Origin of the sequence: Bradyrhizobium sp. ARR65, from assembly GCF_000472385.1 — a bacterium.
GTDB lineage: Bacteria > Pseudomonadota > Alphaproteobacteria > Rhizobiales > Xanthobacteraceae > Bradyrhizobium.
Genome location: NZ_AWZU01000074.1, coordinates 1 through 24,178 on the forward strand (window position 1 = coordinate 1; position 24,178 = coordinate 24,178).

26 protein-coding genes and 5 pseudogenes are annotated in these 24,178 nt (G+C 61.0%); 27 read left to right on the forward strand and 4 right to left on the reverse strand.

The features are described 5' to 3' along the window. Together F758_RS0139890 and F758_RS0139895 are read left to right on the forward strand one after the other, a co-directional pair. Positions 1 to 246 (forward strand): transposase domain-containing protein (locus tag F758_RS0139890; protein ID WP_024513054.1); only part of this gene is annotated, 246 nt, incomplete at its 5' end. Between the two features lie 59 nt (positions 247 to 305). Continuing rightward, positions 306 to 3,323, forward strand: a complete 3,018-nt coding sequence (locus tag F758_RS0139895; protein ID WP_024513055.1) for an AAA family ATPase — start codon at positions 306 to 308, stop codon at positions 3,321 to 3,323. 364 nt (positions 3,324 to 3,687) lie between these two features. Here F758_RS0139895 and F758_RS0139905 read toward each other — a convergent pair whose 3' ends face one another. Both F758_RS0139905 and F758_RS0139915 read right to left on the reverse strand, forming a co-directional pair. Beyond that, positions 3,688 to 4,005 carry a hypothetical protein gene (locus F758_RS0139905; protein ID WP_024513056.1) on the reverse strand — a complete coding sequence of 106 codons (318 nt, stop codon included), beginning with the start codon at positions 4,003 to 4,005 and terminating at the stop codon, positions 3,688 to 3,690. Positions 4,006 to 4,097: 92 nt separating this feature from the next. Beyond that, positions 4,098 to 4,421, reverse strand: a complete 324-nt coding sequence (locus tag F758_RS0139915; RefSeq protein ID WP_024513057.1) for a hypothetical protein — start codon at positions 4,419 to 4,421, stop codon at positions 4,098 to 4,100. Positions 4,422 to 4,464: 43 nt separating this feature from the next. Between F758_RS0139915 and F758_RS50415 the strand changes: the two genes are divergently transcribed. The 18 genes and pseudogenes from F758_RS50415 (at position 4,465) to F758_RS52915 (ending at position 16,900) form a co-directional block, all read left to right on the forward strand. Next, entirely contained in the window at positions 4,465 to 4,641 is a 177-nt protein-coding gene (locus tag F758_RS50415) for a hypothetical protein (RefSeq protein WP_157450404.1), read from the forward strand. 373 nt (positions 4,642 to 5,014) lie between these two features. Then, positions 5,015 to 5,434 (forward strand): annotated as a pseudogene (locus F758_RS52905) (AraC family transcriptional regulator); the annotation flags it as partial. Then, positions 5,411 to 5,752, forward strand: a complete 342-nt coding sequence (locus tag F758_RS52910; protein ID WP_283805907.1) for a helix-turn-helix domain-containing protein — start codon at positions 5,411 to 5,413, stop codon at positions 5,750 to 5,752. The pseudogene F758_RS52905 and the gene F758_RS52910, both read left to right, overlap by 24 nt. Positions 5,753 to 5,918: 166 nt before the next feature. Continuing rightward, entirely contained in the window at positions 5,919 to 6,893 is a 975-nt protein-coding gene (locus F758_RS0139930; RefSeq protein ID WP_024513058.1) for a GlxA family transcriptional regulator, read from the forward strand. A 231-nt stretch (positions 6,894 to 7,124) separates the two neighbouring features. Then, a complete protein-coding gene (locus tag F758_RS0139940) occupies positions 7,125 to 7,586 on the forward strand; it encodes a nuclear transport factor 2 family protein (RefSeq protein ID WP_024513060.1) in 462 nt (153 codons plus the stop codon). Positions 7,587 to 7,633: 47 nt separating this feature from the next. Next, entirely contained in the window at positions 7,634 to 9,100 is a 1,467-nt protein-coding gene (locus F758_RS0139945; RefSeq protein WP_024513061.1) for a catalase, read from the forward strand. A gap of 93 nt (positions 9,101 to 9,193) precedes the next feature. Beyond that, positions 9,194 to 9,835 carry an HD domain-containing protein gene (locus F758_RS0139950; RefSeq protein WP_024513062.1) on the forward strand — a complete coding sequence of 214 codons (642 nt, stop codon included), beginning with the start codon at positions 9,194 to 9,196 and terminating at the stop codon, positions 9,833 to 9,835. 158 nt (positions 9,836 to 9,993) lie between these two features. After that, the gene (locus tag F758_RS0139955) at positions 9,994 to 10,602 is read left to right on the forward strand and encodes a TetR/AcrR family transcriptional regulator (RefSeq protein WP_024513063.1); all 609 of its coding nucleotides are present in this window, start codon (positions 9,994 to 9,996) and stop codon (positions 10,600 to 10,602) included. Between the two features lie 57 nt (positions 10,603 to 10,659). Continuing rightward, on the forward strand, positions 10,660 to 11,379 hold the full coding sequence (locus F758_RS0139960) for an SDR family oxidoreductase (RefSeq protein WP_024513064.1): 720 nt from the start codon (positions 10,660 to 10,662) through the stop codon (positions 11,377 to 11,379). A 31-nt stretch (positions 11,380 to 11,410) separates the two neighbouring features. Then, positions 11,411 to 12,154 (forward strand): SDR family NAD(P)-dependent oxidoreductase, encoded by a 744-nt coding sequence (locus F758_RS0139965; RefSeq protein WP_024513065.1) that lies wholly within the window; start codon positions 11,411 to 11,413, stop codon positions 12,152 to 12,154. A 58-nt stretch (positions 12,155 to 12,212) separates the two neighbouring features. Beyond that, complete coding sequence (locus F758_RS0139970; RefSeq protein ID WP_198026687.1) at positions 12,213 to 12,632, forward strand: ester cyclase; 420 nt, start codon at positions 12,213 to 12,215, stop codon at positions 12,630 to 12,632. Positions 12,633 to 12,711: 79 nt separating this feature from the next. Beyond that, positions 12,712 to 13,038 (forward strand): antibiotic biosynthesis monooxygenase family protein, encoded by a 327-nt coding sequence (locus tag F758_RS0139975; RefSeq protein WP_024513067.1) that lies wholly within the window; start codon positions 12,712 to 12,714, stop codon positions 13,036 to 13,038. Between the two features lie 14 nt (positions 13,039 to 13,052). Then, positions 13,053 to 13,245, forward strand: a pseudogene (locus F758_RS52475) (N-acyl homoserine lactonase family protein); the annotation flags it as partial. 265 nt (positions 13,246 to 13,510) lie between these two features. Then, a complete protein-coding gene (locus tag F758_RS0139980) occupies positions 13,511 to 14,125 on the forward strand; it encodes a TetR/AcrR family transcriptional regulator (RefSeq protein WP_024513068.1) in 615 nt (204 codons plus the stop codon). After that, complete coding sequence (locus tag F758_RS0139985; protein ID WP_024513069.1) at positions 14,122 to 14,826, forward strand: glutathione binding-like protein; 705 nt, start codon at positions 14,122 to 14,124, stop codon at positions 14,824 to 14,826. Before F758_RS0139980 ends, F758_RS0139985 begins: the two co-directional genes overlap by 4 nt. A gap of 99 nt (positions 14,827 to 14,925) precedes the next feature. Beyond that, positions 14,926 to 15,595: pseudogene (locus F758_RS45760) on the forward strand (L,D-transpeptidase). Positions 15,596 to 15,678: 83 nt separating this feature from the next. Then, positions 15,679 to 16,356: pseudogene (locus tag F758_RS53620) on the forward strand (YbfB/YjiJ family MFS transporter); the annotation flags it as partial. Positions 16,357 to 16,450: 94 nt separating this feature from the next. Then, the gene (locus F758_RS52915; RefSeq protein WP_198026688.1) at positions 16,451 to 16,900 is read left to right on the forward strand and encodes an MFS transporter; all 450 of its coding nucleotides are present in this window, start codon (positions 16,451 to 16,453) and stop codon (positions 16,898 to 16,900) included. A 63-nt stretch (positions 16,901 to 16,963) separates the two neighbouring features. On the opposite strand, the gene F758_RS50420 is transcribed toward F758_RS52915, so the two are convergent. Then, a complete protein-coding gene (locus F758_RS50420; protein WP_157450406.1) occupies positions 16,964 to 17,119 on the reverse strand; it encodes a hypothetical protein in 156 nt (51 codons plus the stop codon). A gap of 216 nt (positions 17,120 to 17,335) precedes the next feature. Here F758_RS50420 and F758_RS0140000 point away from each other — a divergent pair, with 216 nt between their 5' ends. Continuing rightward, the gene (locus F758_RS0140000; RefSeq protein WP_024513070.1) at positions 17,336 to 17,626 is read left to right on the forward strand and encodes a hypothetical protein; all 291 of its coding nucleotides are present in this window, start codon (positions 17,336 to 17,338) and stop codon (positions 17,624 to 17,626) included. Between the two features lie 343 nt (positions 17,627 to 17,969). On the opposite strand, the pseudogene F758_RS45770 reads toward F758_RS0140000, so the two are convergent. After that, positions 17,970 to 18,908: pseudogene (locus F758_RS45770) on the reverse strand (acetamidase/formamidase family protein). A gap of 171 nt (positions 18,909 to 19,079) precedes the next feature. Between F758_RS45770 and F758_RS0140010 the strand changes: the two are divergent. The 6 genes from F758_RS0140010 to F758_RS48855 form a co-directional block, all read left to right on the forward strand. Further along, complete coding sequence (locus F758_RS0140010) at positions 19,080 to 19,475, forward strand: transposase (RefSeq protein ID WP_024513071.1); 396 nt, start codon at positions 19,080 to 19,082, stop codon at positions 19,473 to 19,475. 354 nt (positions 19,476 to 19,829) lie between these two features. Continuing rightward, positions 19,830 to 20,891, forward strand: a complete 1,062-nt coding sequence (locus F758_RS0140015) for an ABC transporter substrate-binding protein (protein ID WP_024513072.1) — start codon at positions 19,830 to 19,832, stop codon at positions 20,889 to 20,891. A 35-nt stretch (positions 20,892 to 20,926) separates the two neighbouring features. Continuing rightward, complete coding sequence (locus F758_RS0140020) at positions 20,927 to 21,718, forward strand: ABC transporter ATP-binding protein (RefSeq protein WP_035724887.1); 792 nt, start codon at positions 20,927 to 20,929, stop codon at positions 21,716 to 21,718. Next, complete coding sequence (locus tag F758_RS0140025) at positions 21,715 to 22,566, forward strand: ABC transporter permease (RefSeq protein ID WP_024513074.1); 852 nt, start codon at positions 21,715 to 21,717, stop codon at positions 22,564 to 22,566. Before F758_RS0140020 ends, F758_RS0140025 begins: the two co-directional genes overlap by 4 nt. Positions 22,567 to 22,599: 33 nt before the next feature. Continuing rightward, complete coding sequence (locus F758_RS0140030) at positions 22,600 to 23,523, forward strand: acetamidase/formamidase family protein (protein ID WP_024513075.1); 924 nt, start codon at positions 22,600 to 22,602, stop codon at positions 23,521 to 23,523. Between the two features lie 504 nt (positions 23,524 to 24,027). Beyond that, positions 24,028 to 24,178, forward strand: a 151-nt coding sequence (locus F758_RS48855; protein WP_157450409.1) for a transposase, incomplete at its 3' end; no start/stop codon positions are given.

Consider the following 24,178-nt stretch of genomic DNA (forward strand, 5'->3'; position numbering starts at 1 on the left):
GAACGGAGCCTGCGCGGATTGGCTCTGGGCAGAAAGGCCTGGCTGTTCGCGGGATCCGACCGCGGCGCGCACCGGGCCGCCGTCATGCTCACCCTCATCATGACTGCGCGCCTCAACGACGTCGACCCCAAGGTCTGGCTCGCCGACGTCTTCAGACGCATCGCAGAAATCGCGCAATCCCGCCTGCACGAACTNCTCCCGTGGGAGTGGAAAGCAAAAGNCNCCGCTGCGGCTCAGGCCGCCTGAAACCCTCGGCATCATCATAGCCGGCAACGACTATCCGCACGCCCGGGAATCCCGCGGTATTGGTCGTATGCTTACGCAGCTTCGACGGGTTCGTCGCCAAGTTCATGGGCGACGGCGTGCTGGTGTATTTCGGCTATCCGCAGGCCCACGAGGACGACGCCGAGCGAGCGGTGCGGGCGGGCCTGGAGCTGGTTGCGGCAGTGAGCGCACTCAAAGCGTCCGTTTCGCTGCAAATCAGGGTCGGTATTGCGACTGGGCTTGTGGTGGTCGGTGACCTAGTCGGATCGGGAGAGGCTCAGGAGCGCGGCATCGTCGGCGAGACCCCGAACCTCGCGGCCCGCCTTCAAGGCGTCGCCGAGCCGAACATGGTGGTCATCGCCGAGGGTACGCGAAAACTCCTCGGCGATCTGTTCGAGCTTGAGAACCTCGGAGCCAAGGACCTCAAAGGCATCGCCGGACCAGTGCGGGTCTGGTCGGCGCTACGGGCGGGTTCGGCGGAAGGTCGCTTCGAGGCGTTCCACGGGACCGGCCTGACCGACCTCGTCGGGCGGGAAGAAGAACTCGAATTGCTGCTGCGGCGCTGGTCGGCGGCAAAGACCGGCGAAGGTCAGGTGGTGCTCATCTCCGGCGAGGCCGGCATCGGAAAGTCTCGACTCACCGCTGCGCTGCTGAAACGCCTCGCCGCCGAACCGCACACGCGCTTGCGCTATTTCTGCTCCCCGCAGCACACGGACAGCGCGCTTTATCCGATCATCGGCCAGATGGAACGTGCGGCCGGACTGGCGCACGACGACAAGCTGCAAACGCGGCTTGACAAACTCGATGCCGTGCTCGCGCAGACCTCGACCCCAATCGCGGATGTCGCGCTCTTTGCCGAGATGCTGTCGCTCCCGAATGATGGACGTTATCCCACGCTCGAGTTGACCCCGCAGCAGCGCAGGCAAAAAACGCTGGACGCGCTCATCTCACAATTGGAGGCGCTGACCCGCCAGAATCCAGCGCTGATGATTTTCGAAGATGCGCACTGGACCGATCCGACGAGCCTGGAAGTGTTCGGTCGGGTTGTCGACGTGATCGCGACCCTTCGCGTGCTGCTGATCGTCACGTTCCGGCCGGAATTCGACCCGCCGTGGATCGGACAGCCTCACGTGACGGCCCTCACAATCAATCGGCTGACACAGCGCGACGTCGGTGCCATGATCGACCGCGTCGTCGGCAACAAGCTGCTGACGGCGAGCATCAGGCGGGACATTATCGAGCGCACCGATGGCGTTCCCCTCTTTGTCGAGGAGATGACGAAGGCGGTGCTGGAGGCGGAGAGCGAGGGCGCGGCCCGGCGCATGGTTGCGGCGGTTCCGTCCCCAGACGTGGCGGTCCCTGCAAGTTTGCATGCATCGCTAATGGCACGGCTCGACCGGATTGGCCCAGCCAAGGAGGTAGCGGAGATCGGGGCAGCAATCGGGCGCGAGTTCTCCCATGCCCTTCTGGCATCGGTGGCAGGCAGGCCCGAGGCGGAGCTGGAATCCGCGATCGCCCGCCTCATCCAGGCTGGCTTGCTATTCCGGCGAGGCGTGCCGCCGCATGCGACCTACCTGTTCAAGCATGCCCTCGTGCAGGACGCGGCCTATGGTACGCTGCTGCGAGAGCCGAGACGCGCACTTCACGCTCGTATCGCCGAGACCCTCGAAAGCCAATTCGCCGAGATTGCGGAGAGCCGGCCGGAGATCCTGGCGCATCACTGCACCGAGGCCGGGTTGATCGAAAAGGCCGCGGGCCTCTGGGGCAAGGCGGGACAGCGATCGCTGGAGCGCTCGGCGCTGGTCGAAGCCATAGAGCAGCTCACGCGTGCCCTCGGTCAGATTGCGGCCTCGCCCGCCACGCCTGCACTGCGCCGCGAACATATCAAGCTTCAGGTCGCGATCATAACCCCACTCCTCCATGTCAAAGGGTATGCGTCGCCAGAAACCAAGGTGGCTGCGGAGCGGGCACGTCTGTTAATCGAAGAAGCCGAAGCCCTCGGAGAGCCTCCTGAGGATTCGCTGTTGTTGTTCGCGGTCCTCTACGGCCTGTGGACCTCGAGCTATGTGGCATCCAATGGCGACATCATGAGCGAGCTTGCGGCCCAGTTCCTGGCGCTTGCCGAGAAACAGGGAAGGCCGGCTGCGCTCCTGACAGCACATCGCATTTTGGGTATTACCTCCATGTGCGCGGGGGACATCGAGCGAGGCCGGGCGCATTTGGACAAGGGGATCGCGCTTTACGATTATGCCGAGCATCGTCCGCTGGCGGCGCGTTTTGGCGTAGATGCTCGGGTGTCGATCTTGTCCTATCGGTCTTGGGCTTCGTGGTTCCTTGGCTATCCCGGGGCCGCGCTCGCCGACGCAGACGTCGCGATCAAGGATGCACGAGCGATCGGCCAAGCTGCCACGCTGATTTACGCGCTGGGGCATGCGACGATCACCTATTTCCAATGCGGGAACTACGCAAAAGCAATCGCAGCGGCCGATGAACTCGGCGTACTGGCAGACGAAAAAGGCTCTCTGCACTGGAAGCCGCACGGAATGATGAACCAAGGTTGGCTTGCCGCCGTGGCCGGCAAACCCTCGGACGCAGTCCGCATGCTCACCTCCGGGATCGCCGCATACCGGTCAAGGGGAGCCGCAGTATGGATGCCTTTGTACTTATCGCAATTGGCGAGGGCCCATGCTGAGCTTGATCAGTTCGATGACGCTTGGCGCTGGATGGGCGAAGCGTTCAGGGCCGTAGAAATAAACAAAGAAAGGTGGTGGAAGGCCGAGGTCCACCGCATGGCCGGCGAGATCGCGCTGATTTCGCCCGAGCCGGACGCGGCGAAAGCGGAAATCTATTTCGAACGTGCGCTCGCGATCGCGCGCGAGCAGCAGGCCAAATCCTGGGAATTGCGCGCGGCGACAAGCATGGCGCGGCTGTGGCGTGATCAGGGAAAACCGCAGCAGGCCCGCGATCTTCTGGCGCCGATCTATGCTTGGTTCACCGAAGGCTTTGACACGCTCGACTTGAAACAGGCCAAGGCTTTGTTCGACGAGATGGCGTCATGAGGATGCCATTGATGCGAGGAAGCCGACGGTCCATCCCGAGCGGCGCCGGCACCGCCCCGGGGTCGAGGAGACGGTCGGCACGATAGCTTCAGCGGGAATGATGGTCGATTGCATCCTGCCGGGCGAAAACGTCGATCACTCTCGAAGCTACCCCTTACACACCTCCTTCCGGATAAAGACGTTCGATCTCGCGTTTCCGGGAGAACGTCGCCCCGATCTCCTCCGGATCCATCGCCGGCTTCACGCTGCCGGTATCGAGCTCCTTCGGCGCTGGAGCAACTCAAACAAGATGCGTAGCCAACGTAGCTCCCTCCGACAGGAAGCCCGCCTTCACTTCGAAGCGCTTTGATGTGCGTGGAGTCGATCATTTGCGTTTCCGTTGCGCGACCCTGGACGGCGAGCTCTCGGAACGCTCTGGGGCTACATCGCTCGGCGCCTTGACCACCAGGAAATGCCGCTCCTGCTGCTTTGCGAGCGCGAACAGCGAGACGTACTCGCGCTCAAACCGCTCGACTTCCTCCGCGGGCACGATGACGGTGGGGCAGCGGTTGACGGGGTTCACGACGGTGAACGTCTTCAGATGTCCCAGAGCCATGAGCCTGTGAGCCACGCGATCATTGGTTTGCAGCCGGTCTTTCAGCGCGTGGCCGGTCAGCCCGCCATGTTCGGGCCCGCGCCTCAAGACCAGTCACAGGGACATGTAGCCGCGCTCGCCAGCGAGCTTCCACTTCCGCTGCACTTTGCCATCGAGAATCAACTGGACGACGTCCTCGCTCATGCAGAAGGCGCGGTGGCGGCCTGCGGGATGGTGACCTGACCGTCGACGGCGGCATCGGCCAGCACCGCGCCGTCGAGCAGCCTGGCCGGGAAGACATCCAGGTCCTCGGGGGCAACCGGTCGGCGGCGCCGTGGCCGACACCCTTGATCCAGGGCACTGATGCCGGCCCAGTAGAGACGGTCCCGCTGCACGCGGGGAGCATTGAGGTATTCGCCGACGTGGCTGACGGAGAGGGTGGCAGCCGATGCGACGCTGGAGCCCCGTACAGCATCAAACAGGCAATTTCCGTCTGAGAGGTCGCCCAAGGCCTCCGGCAGCACTCCTGCCGCCTCCAGGAGCTTTCGGAGACGCTTCGGGTGGAGCTTGGTCTCGCTGATCGACCGTTTTGCCGAACACGACGTCGACGGGGCCGACCGCCAGGCGCGTCCGGATGAAGCTGCCGACCAGGTCCCGCAGCGGATGGTAGGCCTTATCCTCCCGTCCGAACTCCAGCACCTGGTAGATGCGCCCCACCCGGGCCTGCGGCCCTTCGTTGCCTGACCGCGAATAGGGGTAGGTATCGCGCAAGTGCTCAAGAAAGGCTTCGACGCCGGCCTGGAGCCGGCCTGACCCAGCGCAGCACACTTCCTGAACTGAAAAACCCACCGTCGCCGGCGGCGTTTTGTTTGTTCCAGGTTAAGGGACCAACTTTGCCCCCAAAAAGGGACATACCTGTAGGGGACGTACTTTGCCCGTCGCTGCACTGGAGCGCGTCGTTCGGTCGTAAAAACTGCCTGTTTCTAGCTGGAGCCAATCATGTTTGCTCAAGCTCTGACGAGCCGCGTCCTTGCCTATGCCGATCAACAGGCGATAGGAGGCGAGCCCTTCTACACGGACATTCCGGGTTTGATCGTCGCGCGACTTCCGGCCGACCGACCTCTCGCCCGTGCTCTACCGGCCAATCTTGTGTCTGGTGCTGCAGGGTGCCAAGCAATCGTCTCTGGGTGACGAGAGGGTTACCTTCTCACAGGGGCAATCGGTCATTGTCAGCCTTGAGTTGCCCACCTATGCGCGAGTCATTGAAGCATCCAGGCGGCACCCCTACTTGGCACTGGCTCTTCAGATTGACATGACACTGATCAAGGAGCTGGCTGCTGAGATCGACGATCTCGGAGGTGACGTCGCGCGTGGCAGCGACGGAGAGGGGCGTGTCGGTGCGATCGCAGCGGGCGAAGCGGACGACGCCATTGTGAACGCGATGGAGCGGCTGTTCGGACTGCTCGGCAAACCAGCGGCCGCGGCAATCTTGCGCCTGTTGCTTATGCGCGAGATGCACTTCTGGCTTCTGTCAGCGAGCCATGGCCGTCTGCTTCGTGAGCTCGTCCACGCGAACAGTCATGCTGCGCGGATATCCGAGGCCATTATCTACATCCGGCGCAGTTACACCGAGCCGGTGCGGATTCCGGATCTTGCACGGAGGGTAGGAATGAGTGAGTCAGCCTTTCACCGGCATTTCAAGGCCGTGTGCGGAACCACGCCTCTTCAGTTTCAGAAGCGGTTGCGTCTCATTGAGGCGGCTCGTCTGATGACATCGGAAGATCAATCCGTCTCGGCGGCTGCGGCCGCCGTCGGGTACGAAAGCCCGACCCCGTTCAGAGGTCTCTGGGTTTGAGACAGCGCAAAGGGGTTGAAGTGTGGGCCTGGATTTGGGCCGATCACCGGTTACAACCTGGCGAAAGCCAAGGCTAGAGCCCGCGCCTTGCCGGGCGATCGAAGAATACTGAACACGCCCGCCTGCTGAGACGGGCTGAACTATCCACGAGAGGAGGCCGTGCAACGTGCCGGGCCAAGCGGTTGCAATAGTAATTCACGAAGGGGTCCAAGCACTGGATGTCGCCGGGCCGGTGGACGTGTTCACCGAGGCCAACGCCTTTCTCGATTCGTCTGACCGTTATGAGACCATTCTCGTCGCCGCCGACCGCGACCCTGTGCGTGCCTCGAATGGAATTCGTTTGCTGGGCGACGTGACTTTCGAGGACGCTAACGGAGGCTTCGATGTCATCCTCGTCGCGGGTGGTCCGGCACTGCCCGGAGCAGCGCCAGAACCGCGCTTGGTTGAATGGGTCAAAGCCGCGCCGTGGCACTCGAGTGTGTACGGCTCTATCTGCACCGGAGCGTTCGTCCTCGGCCATGCTGGTCTGCTCGATGAGCGGCGGGTCACGACTCATTGGCAGGATGCACCGGCCCTGGCGGCGCAATTTCCCAAGGCGAAGGTCGAGCCCGATCTGATCTACGTCCGTGATGGGCGCCTGATCACCTCCGCAGGCGTGACGGCGGGAATCGACCTCGCCCTGGCATTGGTCGGCCAGCGGCATGGCGCGGAGACAGCGCTTAAAGTCGCCAAGCGGCTCGTGGTGGTCGCCCAGCGTCAAGGGGGACAGTCCCAGTTCAGTCCGTATCTCAGTGCGCCTGCTGATCCGGACTCTCCGATTGCGCGGGTTCAGGATCACGTCATGGCGAACATCGGAGGCCGTCACACGCTGGAGTCTCTCGCTGCAGCGGCCGGGATGAGTACCCGGAATCTTGCGCGGCATTTCGTCCAGGAAACCGGAATCACGCCGCACGAATTCATCGAACGTGCTCGTGTCGATGCGGCGCGGATGATGCTGGAGGGAAGCGATCTGCCATTGAAGGCGGTGGCATACGACTGCGGCTTCGGTTCGGCGGACCGGATGCGGATCGTCTTCACGGCTCGCCTTGGCGTAACGCCAGCGCAGTATCGGGCAAGTTTTCGTAAGGCGGACCCAGTCTAGGACCGGTTGCGCTCCGACGGGCCGGATGCACTTTCGTAACACGGCCGATAAAGATAATTGCGAAGCAATTCGCCCCGCGGGTGCTCATCGAGGGGCCGAAAGCCGAGCTTGGCATGAAACGACGTGCGGCTGGCCAGATACGCAGGATCACCTTCATTGCGCAGGGCGGATGCACCGAGCGATATACACACGCGAGGTTCAACGCAATGAAGCCTGCGGGAGAAGTGATCCGTGCGTCCGCCCTTACCCCCGTTCACCGAAGCAACCGCTATCGAGAAGGTCCGGCTCGCTGAAGATGCTTGGAACAGCCGCGATCCGGCCAAGGTGGCGCTTGCATACACCTCTGACAGCCAGTGGCGCAACCGTGCCGAGTTCATCAATGGCCGCGCCGAGATCGAGGCGTTTCTGACGCGCAAATGGGCGCGGGAGCTCGATTACCGGCTCGTGAAGGAGCTGTGGACCTTCGCGGGCAATCGCATCGCCGTGCGCTTCGCCTACGAGTTTCATGACGACAGCGGCACTTGGTTCCGCGCCTACGGCAACGAGAACTGGGAATTCGACGGCGAGGGCCTGATGCGCCGTCGCATCGCCAGCGTCAACGAACACCCCATCCAGCAAAGTGATCGAAAGCTCCTGTGGCCGGACGGCCGCAGGCCCGACGGTCATCCGGGGCTGTCCGACCTTGGCTTCTGATCGAGAGCACGTCAGCCCGCCCGTTCACGACGAAAGGAAGAAAATCGATGAGCGAGAAGCACCCTCCCATGACACACGCGACCGGTGCTCCGGTGGCGGACAATCTGAACATCATGACTGCGGGCCCACGCGGGCCGGCCCTGCTTCAGGACATCTGGCTGATCGAGAAGATGGCGCACTTCGATCGCGAGGTGATTCCGGAACGGCGGATGCATGCCAAGGGCTGGGGCGCCTACGGCACCTTCACGGTGACGCACGACATCACCCGCTATACCAAGGCAAAGATCTTCTCGGAAATCGGCAAGCAGACGCCGATGTTCGCGCGCTTTTCGACCGTCGCCGGCGAGCGCGGCGCCGCCGACGCGGAGCGCGACATCCGCGGGACCGCTCTCAAGTTCTATACCGAGGAAGGCAATTGGGACCTGGTCGGCAACAACACGCCTGTGTTCTTCTTCCGAGATCCTTTGCGCTTCCCCGATCTCAACCACGCGATCAAGCGCGATCCTCGCACCGGCCTGCGATCGGCCGACAGCAACTGGGATTTCTGGTCGCTTCTTCCCGAAGCGCTGCACCAGGTGACGATCGTGATGTCCGACCGCGGCATTCCGAAGAGCTTCCGCCACATGCATCTCTTCGGCAGCCACACCTTCTCGATGATCAACGCCGCCAATGAGCGGGTCTGGGTCAAGTTCCACTTCCGGACGCAGCAGGGCATCGAGAATCTGACCGACCAGGAAGCGGCCGCGCTGGTCGCGAACGATCGCGAGACGCATGGCCGTGATCTGCTCAATGCCATCGAACGCAAGGATTTCCCGCGCTGGACGCTATTCATTCAGGTGATGACCGATGAGCAGGCAAAGGCCCACAAGCACAATCCGTTCGATCTCACGAAGGTGTGGCCGAAGGCGGACTACCCGCTGATCGAGGTCGGCGTAATGGAATTGAACCGTTACCCCGACAACTACTTTGCCGAGGTCGAGCAGGCGTCGTTCTCACCGGCGCACATCGTTCCTGGCATCGGCTTCTCGCCTGACAAGATGCTGCAGGCACGCCTGTTCTCCTACGGCGACGCGGCGCGGTATCGGCTCGGCGTCAATCACCACCTCATTCCCGTCAACGCCCCGAAGTGCCCGTTCCACAGCTATCATCGCGATGGCGCGATGCGCACGGACGGCAATCTCGGAGCCACGCCGAGCTATTGGCCCAACAGCAAGGGGGCATGGATCGATCGCGATCCCCAGCTTGCAGAGCCGCCACTCGAGTGGACGGGCGCGGCGGCGCACTGGGACCACCGTGTCGATGACGACCACTATGAGCAGCCCGGCATCCTGTTCCGCAAGATGACCTCGGCGCAGCAGCAGCTTCTCTTCGAGAACACCGCTCGCGCGATGGGCGACGCGCGCCTCGAGGTGAAGCAGCGCCACATCGCCAACTGCGCCAAGGCCGATCCGGCCTACGCTGCCGGTGTCGCGAAGGCGCTGGGGCTCACCTTTACAGCCGAGGCGGCCGAATAATCGGCCGCTCCAACATACCACCACAACCCGCAAGCGCTTCGCGTGACCGCTCACGCGGCAGCGGAGGGCTTACCCGTCAAGGAGACTATTTTCATGTCACAGATCATTGCCGGCATTCGCGTTCCTGACAGCAACATCGCGCGCGCCGCTACTCAGCTCGTTCGCGACACAGAGGACGACCTGCTCTACAACCACAGCCGCCGCGTCTTCTTCTGGGGCGCGCTGACCGGTGAGCGCAAGGGATTGAAGTACGATCCCGAGCTTCTGTATCTCGGCGCCATGTTCCACGACATGGGCCTCACCGAGAAGTATTCGAGCCCCGATCTGCGGTTTGAGGTCGACGGTGCCAACGCGGCGCGCGACTTCATGAAGAGCTACGGCGTCCCGGAGCGCGATATCGAGGATGTGTGGACCGCGATCGCGCTTCACACCACGCCAGGCATCCCCGAGCACATGCGCCCGACGATCGCGCTGGTGACAGCGGGAGTGGAAATGGACGTGCTTGGCATCGCCTATAACCAGTTCTCGCACGAGCACCGGCATCAGGTTTGCGCGTGCCATCCGCGCGAGGGCAATTTCAAGGAAAATATCATCGACCACTTTTACGAAGGCATTAAGAAGAAGCCGCTGACGACCTTCGGCAACGTCAAAGCAGACGTCCTGGCGCTCAAGGACATGAACTACACCCGCCAGAATTTCTGCTCGATTATTCTCGGTTCCTCCTGGCCGAACTGAGAAGCGCCAGGAAGACCGTCCCTTCGGCGTGCTGACGGGACGGTCATTTCCCGGCTTCCGACTATTTCAACGTGCGTCCGCATCCTCACCTTGACAATATGGAGCAAATGCTACATATCAGCTTATGGAGCAATTGACCCATAATGGAATATGGAGACATGGCGCGACCCCGCGAATTCGATGAGCAGGCTGTACTTGATGCGGCGAGCGAGGTGTTCTGGGCCAACGGTTACGAAGCCACGTCGACACGCGACCTGAGCGCCAGAACCGGCCTGACGCCGTCCAGCATCTGTGCGGCCTTCGGCGACAAGCGGCGGATGTTCAGGCGGGCGCTTGACCATTATCTGGGCCGGCTGCGCGAGAAGATGACCGCTCTTAAGGAGACGCGCTCGCCGGGAGAGGCCATCACCGGTTTTTTCGAGGACACGATCGAGCGAAGCCTCGGCGACGCCTTACAGCGCGGCTGTATGCTGGTGAACTCGGCGCTGGAAGCTTCGCCCCAGGATCCGGAATTTCGGGGCGCCATCGCGGCCGAGTTGGAGCTCATAGAGAACTTTTTCCGAGAGCGGATCGCGGAAGGGCAGCGGCGGGGAGACATTTCGCCTGCGCATTCGCCCGAAGACGCCGCACGCCAATTGCTGGCGGTGCTGCTGGGTGTCCGTGTTCTCGCGCGGGTTCGACCGGAAAGTCCGCTGCTCAGGGGCGCTGTGAGCCAGACGCTCGCTTTGCTGGGACTGCCGCCACTAGCGGTGACCGCCGGCACTTGATCCGCCCGCCCGTCCTAACGCTCTCTTCCTTCTACTTTTTCACACAGGAATTTATAATTGACGAAGCGGACCTTCCTCATCACCGGCGCAAGCAAGGGTATCGGACGCGCGCTCTCGCAGCGGCTCACGGATTCCGGCCATCACGTCGTGGGAATCGCCCGTGGGCAGGATCCTGGTTTCCCCGGCACGTTGGTGTCGATCGATCTCGATGACAGCGCAATGTCGGCCGCGGCCTTTGCCGAACTCGCCCGGTGTCATTCCTTCGACGGCGTGGTCAATAATGTCGGCTTGGCCCGGCTGCATCGCATTGGGGAGATCGAACTCCGCGATGTGGAGGACATGCTGCGCATCAACGTGCATCCGACGATCCAGACAGTGCAAGCCATCTTGCCCTCATTGCAAGCGAAGGGGTGGGGCCGGATCGTGAACGTCACCAGCCTGGTAACCACGGGTATCCCCCTGCGCAGCGGCTATGCGGCCGCCAAGGCGGCCGTGAACAGCCTCACGCGCACCTGGGCGATGGAGCTGGCGGAGATGGGGATCACGGTGAACGCAGTGGCGCCGGGCCCGGTCGAGACAGAGATGTTCCGCCGTAATACGCCGGCCGGAAGTGAGGCCGAGGGACGATTCCTGTCGATGATCCCGATGCGGCGCCTCGGAAAGCCGGAGGAGGTCGCTGCGGCCATCGCCTTCCTGCTCTCGGACGAAGCCGCTTTTATCACCGGCCAGACCCTGTTCGTCGATGGCGGTGGTTCGATTGGCAGGACCACCGCCTGATCCTTCTCATCGCGTTGTTCACGAGGATACCATGACTTCTCCTTCCGTACTGATTACAGGCGCGCTCACCGGCATCGGCCGCGCCACGGCCTATGCGTTTGCGGAAGCGGGCGCACGGCTCATGATTTCGGGGCGCCGGGAAAAAGCGGGCCGAGCCCTCCTCTGGGAGCTACGGGAAAAGGGCGTCGAAGCGGAGTTCGTGCGCGCCGACGTCCGCGATGATGACGAAGTACGTAAATTGGTCGATGCAGCCGTGGCTCGTTTCGGCCGACTGGACGCGGCCGTCAACAATGCCGGTACGGAAGGAACTGTCGGCCCGATCGTCGAGCAATCCGCCGAAAGCTACGCAGCTACGTTTGATACGAACGTCCTGGGCACCCTGTTGTGCATGAAGCATGAAGTTCGGATTATGCTCCCTCAAGGCAGTGGCAGCATCGTCAATCTGTCTTCCGCGATGGGGAAGAAGGGCGCAGCTGGCGCCGCCATCTACGCGGCGAGCAAGCATGCCGTGGAAGGTCTGACTAAGTCGGTCGCGCTTGAGGTGGCCAGCTCAGGGATACGAGTCAACGCTGTAGCGCCAGGACCAACTAATACCGACATGATAGTGCGCTTCACGGGCGACGCTGCAGGGGCGGACAGTCTGGGAAAAAGCCTGCCCGCCCAGCGATTGGGCGAAGCCGATGAAATCGCTCCCGCGATCGTGTTTGCCGCAATCGGCAAAGCACATTTCCTGACCGGTCATTCGATCTCCGTCGATGGCGCCTTCACCGCATGAACGGCCCTGTAGAAAAGATCAGCAAGCGAGAGCAGATAATATGATGCAGTTAGACAGCGTGGCTATCGTCGAGAACTTCTGGCGTGAGGTATGGCAGCAGCCGCAGAATCCCGACGCGATCGATCGCCTGGTTCACGAGGATTTCGTGATTACATCGGGCGGTCGGGATATTGTCGGCCGAGAGCCGTTCAAAGCCTGGGTCAGGGATTTCCTGGCTAAGGTGCATGATTTTCAGTTCCACATCATCGAGACTTTCCAAAACCATGACGGCAGCCGTGTCGCGTCACGCTGGCGTGTTACAGGACGCAATAATGGACTGATGGGCACGCAGCCGAACGGCGCCTCCATCGAGATGACGGGAACCGCGGTATGGGAGGTGGGACCGGATGGTCTTCTGCGCCACAACTGGGTCGAGCGCAACGCCTTTGAGGTGCATGGCGCAATTACCCGCGAAGACGCGCGGGCCAACGTCTTCTGAGCTGAGGGGAGTTTTTCTGGGCCGAGACTTCTGGAAGCCGCCTTCTTAGCCGCCGTCGCGCCTTCCGAGACCGATGCGCATGATCACGATCATCAATGTCTTCACGGTCGATCCGCCGAATCAGCAACGGCTGCTCGATCTGCTTGCCCGCGCCACGAATGAATTCGTGCGCCGGGCTCCCGGCTTCGTCTCCTCGACGCTCCACCGCAGTGTCGACGGCTCGAAAGTGACAATGCATGCGCAGTGGCGGAGCATTGAGGATGATGAGGCCATGCGCGCAGATCCTGGACCACTGCTGCTTTTCAAAGAGGCGCTTACGTTCGCCAGATTTGATCCGGGTATGTATGAGGTAGTGCGGACCTTCTCGCCCCTGGAGGGAAGCGCGGGAACGCCACCTCGTAGGTGAACCCCTCGTGGGCTGTGGACGCTGCCTACACACGTGATCACTGGGAGGAGCGGGCGTTTGCCCGGCTTTATGACGTCGGCGACCGAAGCTGTCCGATCGGTCCAAAAGCTGCGGACGATAGCGGAGCGAGACGGAGCCCTTGTCGTCACAGGCCACGACCCCGACGAGTGCTCTGGCTTTCGTAAAGCGCCAGCTTACTACGATTAACTGACTAGCGGACGATGTGAATGTTTGATGCCGTAACAAAATAATCGCTTTCAGCGTGTGGCGGCTTCCGTGTTGGGATGAAAGCGATGCCTGCAATTGGCGGCGCTGGATCGAGGAGAGCCCGACCGCGGCCAGTGATCTTGAAGCGAAAATGACCGATGTGATTCCGAACCGGTCAAATGCTACGGGAAGAGAGTGACTTGACATTATGGATCATATGCTCCATTAATATGGAGCGGATGATCCATAATAGAGGTGCAACGCTATGGCCAGACCTCGGGAATTTGATGAGGTGGAGGTTCTCGAAGCGGCGGGTGCAGTATTCTGGGCTAAAGGTTTTGAGGCCACCACGACGCGCGATTTAACCGACTCCACGGGTCTGACCCAAAGCAGCATCTATGCGGCTTTCGGCGACAAGCGGGGCATCTTCCTGCGCTCGCTGCGCCACTATCTCGATAGTATCCTGCTTGAGCGTATCGTACGGCTCGAGACTACAAAGTCGCCTGGGCAAGCGATCGTCGGATTCTTCCGCGAGATCGTCGACCGATCGTTGGCCGATCCCCAGCACCGTGGCTGTATGCTGGTCAATGCCACGCTCGAGGCCACCGAGGACGATCCCGAGTTACAAGCATATCTGGCCGACGAGACGATAAAGATCGAGCAGTTTTTCCTGCGCTGCGCATCCGCCGGGCAGAAAAGCGGCGAAATCTCCACCAGTTTTCGCGCCGAAGATCAGGCCCGACAGTTGCTAGCGCTGCTGCTCGGACTACGGGTTCTCGCCCGGGTGCGCCCCGATGCCGCTTTGTTAAACGGCCTGGTCGGGCCGGGCTTGGCAGCGGTAGGCCTGGCCTGGCCTTCCGCTAAGAGGAGACAGTCATGATTGATTTGTACTACTGGCCGACGCCGAACGGACACAAGGTAACGATGTTTCTTGAGGAGACGGGACTCCCTTATCGGATCCATCCCGTTGACATCAGTGCTGGCCAGCAGTTCAAGCCAGATTTTCTCGCCTTCTCGCCCAACAACCGCATGCCGGCAATCGTCGACAACAAGCCGCTCGACGGCGGTGTGCCGATCAGCGTGTTCGAATCCGGCGCCATCTTAATCTATCTCGCCGAAAGGACCGGGACGTTCTTGCCGCGCGAGCCGCGTGCCCGCAAGGCGGTGCTGGAGTGGCTGTTCTGGCAGGTTGGAGGTCTTGGCCCGATGGCGGGACAAAACCATCATTTTGGGCTCTATGCGCCAGAAAAGATTCCCTATGCTGTGTCGCGCTATGTGAACGAGACCAATCGGCTCTATGGCGTGCTCGATCGGCGTTTGGCGAACAGCCGGTTTCTGGCCGGTGATGACTATACGATCGCCGACATGGCGGCCTATCCGTGGATTGTGCCGTGGAAGCGCCAGCAGCAAAATCTCGGCGATTTCCCGCAACTTCGCCGCTGGTTCGATGCGGTTGCGGCACGGCCTGGCACCATTAGGGCGTATTCTATGGGCGACCCTTACACCCACCGGCCAACGGTGACGGAGGAGGGTAAGTCGGTCTTGTTCGGCCAGACCGCAGCGAGCACGGCCCCTCGCTGAACGCTGCACGCGTAATCGAAAATCATCCAGGCGGCGGTTCATCGTGGCCGCTCGTGCCACCTGCTGCCATACGGACTTTTTAGAAGGACGCCGGAACCCATGATGACCAGACGTGCCCTAATCGTTGGTGCACCATTCGTCCTTACAGGATGTGTGACGCAGGACCGCCTCAGCCTGATAGCTAGCGATGAGCGCGATTCGCATTATGCAGCGATCTATGCCGCCGTGCCTGGCGAACCGTTTCCAGTGCCAGCAGTGGATCTGAGCCGGATCGACCCAAAATACTTTCGCCGCGAGGTTGCGTATTCGACACGCGAGATGGCTGGCACAATCGTGGTCGATCCGGGAAAGCGCTTCGCATATCTCGTTCAGGAGGGGGGCCGCGCGATCAGATACGGCGTAGGCCGTAGGGGAGGAGGAGGCCTTTAATTTTCGTGGTATCGCGACTATCGCGCGCAAGGCAGAGTGGCCGCGATGGGTGCCGACGCCCGATATGATCAAGCGCGAGCCGAAGCGCTATGGGCCCTATGAGGGCGGCATGGCTGGCGGTGTCGGCAACCCGCTGGGACCGCGTGCGCTCTACCTCTACGCGAACGGGCAGGACACCTATTATCGCCTGCATGGCACCCTGGAGCCTTGGACAATTGGCACGATGGTCTCCTCGGGCTGCGTGCGCCTGATCAACCAAGACATCATCGATCTCTATCGTCGCGTCCCGATTGGTACCAAAGTCGTGGTGCTCCCCGCTCATGGTGGCGATCTGGCATAGCGCCGCGCCGCCCAGCCTTTCGCAAGGGCTGTGTGACGATATCGTCCACGCCCATGTCAATCCCGCTCAATCGCGCAGAGTCCATGCCCCACAATTCACAGCGTCATTCCCTGGCGCAGGTCGAGCCTATTCTGGTCTGGCGCCACATCTTCGCCGGGTTGAGTGCCAGCCTTGTTAGTATCGGGCTCGCCCGTTTCGCTTTCACGCCGCTAATTCCCGAGTTAATCCGGGCTCACTGGTTCTCGGCTTCGGCCGTTATCTATCTCGGCGCGGCGAATTTAGCGGGCTATCTTGGCGGGGCTCTCGCAGCCCGACCGCTTGCCGCACGACTGCGCAAGCACACGCTACGCTTAATGATGCTCGTTATCACCTTGGCGTTCTTTGCCTGCGCCGCGCCTCTATCGTTTGTCTGGTATTTTGGGTGGCGATTCATTTCTGGCATGGCTGGCGGCGTAGTGATGGTGCTGGTTGCCGGCACCATCCTGCCCCACGTCCCGCAGGCGCGTAGGGGTATTGCCGGCGGCGCCATCTTCCTCGGGCTTGGTCTCGGAATCGCCGGCTCGGGTACGATCGTTCCGCTTCTGTTGAAATTTGGATTGAGCCAGACGTGGCTCGGACTTGGCGTCGTCTCGGCGATCATAACAGTGGCAAGCTGGTTCGCGTGGCCGTCACGGGAATCCGGTGCCGGGACTGCGACTAAGCCGTTCGAAACCGGAGACTATTCGCATGTTAGCCTGCACATAGGCATTCTTTATGTGCAGTACGCGCTAATGGCGATCGCCGCCGTGCCGCCCATGGTTTTCCTGATCGATTTCATTACGCGTGGTCTCGGCGCCGGGGACTTATACTGGAGGCTTGTTCTGGATCCGGTATGGCGTAGGAGCTGTCGCCGGTCCGCCCCTGTACGGCTTTCTTGCGGATCGCATCGGCCCGCGCCCGACGGTCAGGCTGGTGGTGTTGATCCAGGCGGCCGCGCTACTCGGCGTCTATGCGACAAGCAATCGGCCCGCGCTCGTCGCCCTGACTATCGTAATCGGGACCTTCGCGCCCGGAATTGTTCCGCTTGCGCTTGCGCGCGTCCGAGAGTCGATCCCCCACAATGTCCACCGGCAAAATATCGTCTGGAGCCGGGCAGCGATTCTTTCAGCCGCGGCGATGGCGGCGGCGGGTTACGCGTTCTCTGCACTGCTCAACATCAGCGGGGGCAATCACCGCCTGCTGTTCCTGACCGCCGCTTTGCTCCTGTTGGTGGTCCTTCTGATCGATCTGGGGTATAGGCGGCGCCTTCACAGTGGCATCAAGTAGCTGCAGACGACTTGTGCGAGGGCGCTCGCGTTCGCATCGCGGCTGCGGCGTGTTACGTTGGACCTACCAGTTCTTGCTCTCCGCAGCGCCGACGGATGGGGCGCGGGCGACAAGTGGGTGAAGAGCCTGCGTCGTCTCGCGACGGATGTGGAAGACCACGTAATTCCCGGCGCGGGACACTGGGTTCCTGAGGAACAGCCAGCCGCTATCGCCGCGCATCTGGAACGCTTCCTGAAGAGTTCAGCTTAAGCTTTGAGCCGTTGGACTGCAATCACTCGAGGTACGCGCCACTCGCGCAGTCCCGCTTTGCCTGGACATCATTGTCGGTGATTGTACGGACCGGCTGCAAAGTACGTCCGTGACGAAAGAGGATCCGCCTCCTCAACATCTTCTCGAGAAACAACCTCACCCAAGGAGCGGCGCCTGATTCGAGCGGTGCCGAACAAGAGCGACTACTCGCGGCAGCCGATGACCGAGTCCGAGATGATCCATTTCCACTCGGATACCGTCGGCCTGGGCGACCTGTTCACGAAGCTGGAGCCCGTGGTGAAGATCTACGCCCGGGAGCACACTAGGAAGCCACCGGATGTGTCGGCTACATTGAATGCCGAGGGGCACCGCACCGCGGACGGAGCCTTATGGACGCCCCGCTCGGTGCGCTTCCTCCTCGCGCTGATGGTCAATGATTCAATGATTTCGCGGGCGGCAATACGCGTCTCCCGATGAGGAAGTCACGGCAACGCAGCCCAGCTATGAGAACCTCAAACTGGTGATGGCGGAGGCTTGGCGTTCGCTGTGGACAGCGAGGAGGACGATCGAGACGCGGACTTCCGACAACCAGTTAATCGGTCCGGTCATGTGCTGGATCGAACTTGCGGCGAAACACAATGATCGCAACTCTTAAACGTCTAACACTTGGTCTCTTGGATGGTGGACATGCGGCCGATTTCCCAGCTGCTCCATACGCCGCATCTTTTAAATCGGCATGTACCCCCTAGCTCCGTCCGAGTGGCCGACGATGCGATAGCCGAGGTTGAACGCGTGCCGTACCTTCGAATTTGCTGCGAAGCTACAAAAGCAACTTGGGCAAGAGCATGTGGATGCCCTTATTGCCATCGACAAGTTGAGTGACACGAAGATTGCCGGCAAGCGAACACAGCATATAAGCCTCGTTGCGGGTCAGATTTGTGCGCGCGCAAATGTGCTTCACCATTTCTCTGACAGCCTGCTTTGCTGCATCATCGAGATCCTCGTCGAGGCCGATCGACATCAGGTGTGTTGCGGTCTCGGCGAAAGGCCATCGAATCTCCATGTCCTTGCGCACGGTGAGGCGGAATGTCTCCGTTACTCCCGTTTCGAGCGCGGTGATGCATACTTCACCGTCGCCTTGAACCGCGTGTCCATCACCGGCAAAGAACAGCGCGCCTTCGTTAAAGACAGGCAAATATAAAGTTGTGCCAGCGCGCAGCTCTCTATTGTCCATGTTGCCGCCGAACGCCCGCGGTACCGGTGATCCGCATCGCCCCCAGCTTGGCGGAGGTGCAGTGGCAATGATTCCAAAAAAAGGATCAAGTGGGACCTCGGTTCCCCATGGCATCACGCAAACGTTGCGATCCCGATCGATTCTCGGATGGATCGTCTCGTACTCGGTGAATTCGTCCGGGAGCGTTCCAAGCAGCGGGAGGATCGATACAAAACCCCAGTCCTGCCGTATCTTCACATCCAGGATATCGATCTGTAGGGCGTCGCCAACGGAGGCGCCCCTGACATAGACAGGGCCGGTGATAAAATGGGGGCCTGGGCCGGGCTCCAGCGTCTCAAGGGCAGTCAGGTAGTCGTCCGGCACGCTGCTCAGGTCATCCGGCAACGTTTCTTTTCCACCAGCGGGAAAGCTGTGCATCGTTACTGTGTCGCCTGAACTGACCTCGAGTATGGGCTTGATCGCGCTGTCGAGGTATCACCATACCATGTTCTCTGGTGTGCTCGGTATTTCGTAGCGGCGTGGCATGTCAGACTCCGGGAAGGAACCAAGGAAATCAAACGAGGCAAGAGTCCGCAAGGTGGTCGCTTTCGCCATCGTGGTGCAATGCTCATGTGCAGGTGCTGGGCATGGGAGCTTGATTGCTCCCGCGCTATAGTCTGCACTGCCGGGTGCCGTCGGGAAGATGGAGTCCTTCAAATGAGGCGTTCCCAATTCACGGACAACGAAATTCTGCAGTTGCTGGGCGAAGCCAGCGCTGGGGTGCCGGTGCTGGAAATTTGCCGGACTGCCGGGGTGACAAGACGAACCTTCTATCGCTGGCGTCGCCGGCTTGGCGGATTGGACGTTCCCGCCGCAAGACAGATGAAAGAACTGGCGACTGAGAACTTGCGGTTGCGGGGACTGGTCAACAATCTGTTCGAGCGACTGCGGGCTTCCAGCGAGAACTCCGCCGCGACATCGCAAACCGTTCGCGCGTCCCAACAGCCAATTCGCGACAAAGAGCGCGAAGGAGGGCGAGCCGCGCGCATTGCCGCGGAAAAGTGTGGCGGGGCCGTGACCGGGCGCTTCGCTTCCCTACGCGTCAATCCTTGAGCGCGATATCGTTCACGCATCAGCTTCGCGTGACGCTGTTCGATTTTCTTGTTGCGACACGACGGGTACGTGCTCTGCGCTCGGCCTGCCCGCATGCTGCAAATTCTTTGTGCGGGGACGGTGACAAAAGTGACGGCACGGCGATTGCGATGATACCCGATTGGTCATTTGGACTTCATTGAGAGCACGAAAATTTCACGACGGCAGCAGTGCAAGGCGCATTCTGTCATCGGATGTGACATAATGAATTGCCACGCCAATTTTCGGTCAGTCGGCGTCGCTATTTTTGTCTTCTGATAATTTTGCAGACGAACTAATGTCGGTCTGAAGCTTCATTCGGGGGAGTTCAGAGCCATGGCCGATCAAGTCCGCCGTTTCTCCACAAACAGCAGCCAACCGTTCACCAGTCAACCCTTCAGCCGGCGTCATTTCTTAGGCACTTCAGCGGCCGTTGCGGGCTGTCTCAGTACGTCAGCGCTGCTTGGCTCTCGCGCTGCATTGGCCGCAGCCCTGAAGACCGTGCGCTTCAGCGAGGCGGTCCACAACCTGGGTTACATCAATCTCTACGTCGGCATGCACTCCGGCATCTTCAAGAAGAACGGGCTCGACATGCAGGTGAGCGCGGCCGGCGGCGACACCCAGACGTTCGCGGCCGTACTGGGCGGCTCGGCGGATTTCGCCATCGGAGATGCAACCATGGCGCAAATCTCGCGGGAGAATGGCGGTCCCGGCGTCGTGGTGGGCACGGTCGTGCAGCGCGCGCATTATTTCGGAGTTTCCAAAACACTCCAGCCCATTACCGATCCGAAGCAGTTCAAGGGTCTCAAAATCGTCACCTCGCCCGAGCCGAATACGAACTATAGCGTCGCCAAGCGGCTGCTCGAAAAAGCAGGTCTGAAGGTCGGGGTCGACGCCACCATCATTCCCGTCAATCCGGGCACGGAGATCGCCGCCATGCTCGCCGGTCAAGCCGATATCGCCATCGCCTACCAGCCGAGCGTAGCGGCCGCCGAGGCGCAGGGCGCCAAGGTGGTGTTCGATTTCGCGAGTTATATCGGACCATTTTGCAACACTGGCATCATGGTGCTTCCAAGCACGATCCAGAAAGATCCAGAGATGGTGCAGGCGCTCGTCACTTCCTTCGAGGAGGCCTCGCGCAAGACCTACGCCGATCCGGCCTTCGCCAAGGCGGTCGCACGCCAGGAGTTTCCCGATCTTCCGGGCGACGTGGTCGACAAGGCGATCGACGCCGAATTGAAATACCTCATTCCGGCGCAATCGGTGATCACCAAGCCGGATCAATGGAAAAACCTGATGGACATGCAGATCTATCTCGGCAATGCCAAGGGCACGGTTCCCTTCGATCAGATCATCGACAACTCTTTTGCGGAAAAGGCGATCGCCAGCCTCAAATGACGGCTCAGGGCGCTGATCGAGAACTGGAAGGCGTGATGAGTGCGCAGGCGCGGACTGCTGAGCCTCCGCTCGTGGTCGAGCACGTCGCCAAAAGCTATGACCTTGACGGTCGGATCATGCCGGTCATTTCCGACCTCAGCCTGATACTGAGGGTGGGAGAAATCATCAGCATCGTCGGTCCCTCCGGATGCGGGAAAACAACGCTTCTCAACACCCTCTGCGGATTGCTGTTGCCGGACTCCGGGCACATCCTCTGGCACGGACGAGAGGTGTTCGGCCAGCCCCAGAATGTCGGCTATATGCTGCAGAAGGACCTGCTATTGCCCTGGCGAACTGCGCTCGGCAATACCATGCTGGGGCTGGAGATCCGTGGTGTCGCGACGGCCGAGGCTGAGGACCGCGGCCGTGCCATGCTTGACCAATTGGGCCTTCACGGCTTTGCCGATCACTATCCGTCGACGCTTTCGGGTGGAATGCGCCAGCGCGTGGCGCTCGCGCGCACTTTGGTCAATGAACCTGACGTGCTGTTGCTGGATGAGCCATTCGCGTCGCTGGATTTTCAAAGCAAGCTTTTGATCGAGAACGATACCGTGGGACTGGTGCGGCAAGGCAGGCGCTCACTCCTGCTCATCACCCATGATATCGAAGAGGCGGTCTCGCTGGCCGATCGGGTTATTGTTTTGTCGAAGCGACCGACCAAGGTCAAAGCGGTCTATGACATTGAGCTTGGCTCGGAGCGAACCGACATGATGGCGGTGCGCGAAAACCCGGGTTTCAGTCACTATGTGCGGAGCATCTGGGCCGATCTCGATGTGGTCCGGCAATGACCGCGGAAATCGAAACGGCAATGGCGCCCACGACCAAGTCTCCCGTTGAGACTGCCCGGCCATTTGCGGCGCGCCGATGGAAACGGCTCCGCGCCGCGCTCACGATCCTGGCGACCCAACTCGCTATCCTCGCCGCGTTCTTGAGCCTTTGGGAGCATGCGACCTCTGCCAACAGCGTCTTCGCCTTCATGTTCGGTTCGCCGTCGGCGATTGCCGGCTTTCTTGGACAGATGGTGCGCGACGGCAGCGTCTTTCGCGACACCTACGTCACCGGACTGGAGACGCTGCTCGGGTTTTTTGTCGGTAATCTCTTCGGTACGCTGATCGGCCTCTCGCTGTGGTATTCGAGATTCGTGTCCCGGGTCGTCGAGCCTTTTATCATCGCGCTCGGCTCGATACCGATCATCGCGTTGGCTCCGATCATCATTATTTGGTTCGGTACGGGGCTGGTTTCCAAAATCGCGATGTCGACATTGTCGGTGGTGATCGTCGCCCTGGTGACCTCCTATAAGGGGGCCGTGGGCGTCGATCCCGATCAGATCAACCTGATGAGAACGTTGGGAGCATCCAAGTTCCAGATTTTCCGCAAGCTTGTGGTGCCGGCGTCGCTGGCCGACATCTTTGCGGGCTTAAAGCTCACCGTAGGCTTTGCCTTGATTGGGGCGATTGTCGGCGAGTTCATGTCGTCGTCGGAGGGTCTCGGCCACGCGATTTTCAAGGCGGGTTCGCTCTACGTGATACCGAAGGTGTTCGCCGCCTTGGTGGTGACGATCGCGCTGGCTTTGCTCCTGACCTTCATCGTGGGCAAGGTCGAGCGGCTGCTGATGCCGTGGCGACGGCAAATCTAGTTTGAGCTGCAATCAACCTGTCTGGGAGGAAACATGTCGAAGCGCATCAGCAAGGCCGGCAATATCAAGTTCGCGCTGTCCGGAGATGAAGATTTCATCGCAAGCGTCGAGCCGGGCGAGACATTTGCGGTCGAGTGCGCGATCAACGTCAATGACGGCACCATACGTCATGTCGGGCAGCAGCTCACGGCAGCAGATGTCACGCTGCCCTTTGTCAACGGCGCAACCGGACCGATCGAGATCAAGGGCTCGAAACCGGGCGACATGCTCAGGCTGGATATCCTCAACATCGAACTCGACAGGCTCGGTTTTACCGCGCTCTGGCCCGGCATCGGAATGTTCCCCGACTGGGTCAGGCGCAAGGAATTCGGCATCCAGACCAGGGTCGTCGAGGTGAGGGACGGGCACGTGCTCTGGAACGAGCACCTCAAACTGCCGGTCAAGCCGATGATCGGCGTGGCCGGCGTTGCGCCGGTCCACGGCGCGGTCTTGACCGTCGACAACGGCCCGCATGGCGGCAATCTCGATGTGCAGGAGATCACGACCGGCAATTCCGTTTTGTTTCGCGTCAACAAGGAGGGAACGCACCTGTTTCTCGGCGACTGTCATGCCATTCAAGGCGACGGCGAATGCAATGGCATGGGCGCTATCGAGATCGCCACGACCCTGACCGTAAAAGTCGCCGTCGAGCCCGCGCCCGCACGGCTCAATCATCCGCGCATCGAGACATCAACGCATATTTGCACCCTGGGCTGCGCGCGCCCGCTTGAGGACGCGATGCGGATCGCATTCGAGGAAATGATTTACTGGATGGAGGACGATTGGAAGATCCCGGCCGCAGAGGGCTACATGCTGCTCGGCCAGATTGCGGAAGCGCGGTGCACTCAGGTAGTCAATCCGAAATACACGTACATTTGCAAGGTGAACAAAAGTTTGCTGTCTGGCTACTATGGTTGAGCGTGATAATCAGGCGGCGCTTGTGTGAATACATATCAAGCCCCTGGACGAATCGCCGCGAACGCGCTCGCGTGCTCACCGAGGATCGAGGGGGCGGTTGCGGCCATGGCGGCGGAGGCGGCGGGTGCGGTCATGGCGGCGGCGGGTTTGTTGGCGGCGGAGGTTGCCGTGGCGGCGTGCCTGCTGCGCATCCTGGGGAGCGTGCCGCTTGTGCTAAGTCCCACGACCTAACGGCCGGCCGTCACCTGCTAAGCTGCGATCAGCCTCTCGCTCGTTGCAAGTTTACGGTCGCCTTCGGGTAAGAGTGGAAGTGCCCGAGGCCGCGATCGTCCGCCTCTGGTCTAACAGCCGACGTAGAGCCGACCGGCACGTCAAGCTCGTCTCCCGATCCGATATTTCTTCGCCCGTCTCTTGCGCGGCGTAAGCTTCCGCCGAGCACCGCCTTCCGGATCGCGTTTTGGCGTGAGATGGTTTGCTGATTAATTTGCAAGCAAATGAGCAAACGTGACGACGGTTACGGTTCTNTCCGGTCCGGAGCGGCGTCGGCGGTGGACCNCTGCCGAGAAGCTTCGGATCGTGGAGGAGAGTCGGGCGCCTGGGGCCAGTGTTGTCGAGGTTGCGCGACGCCATGATGTTCACCGCAATCTGGTTACGG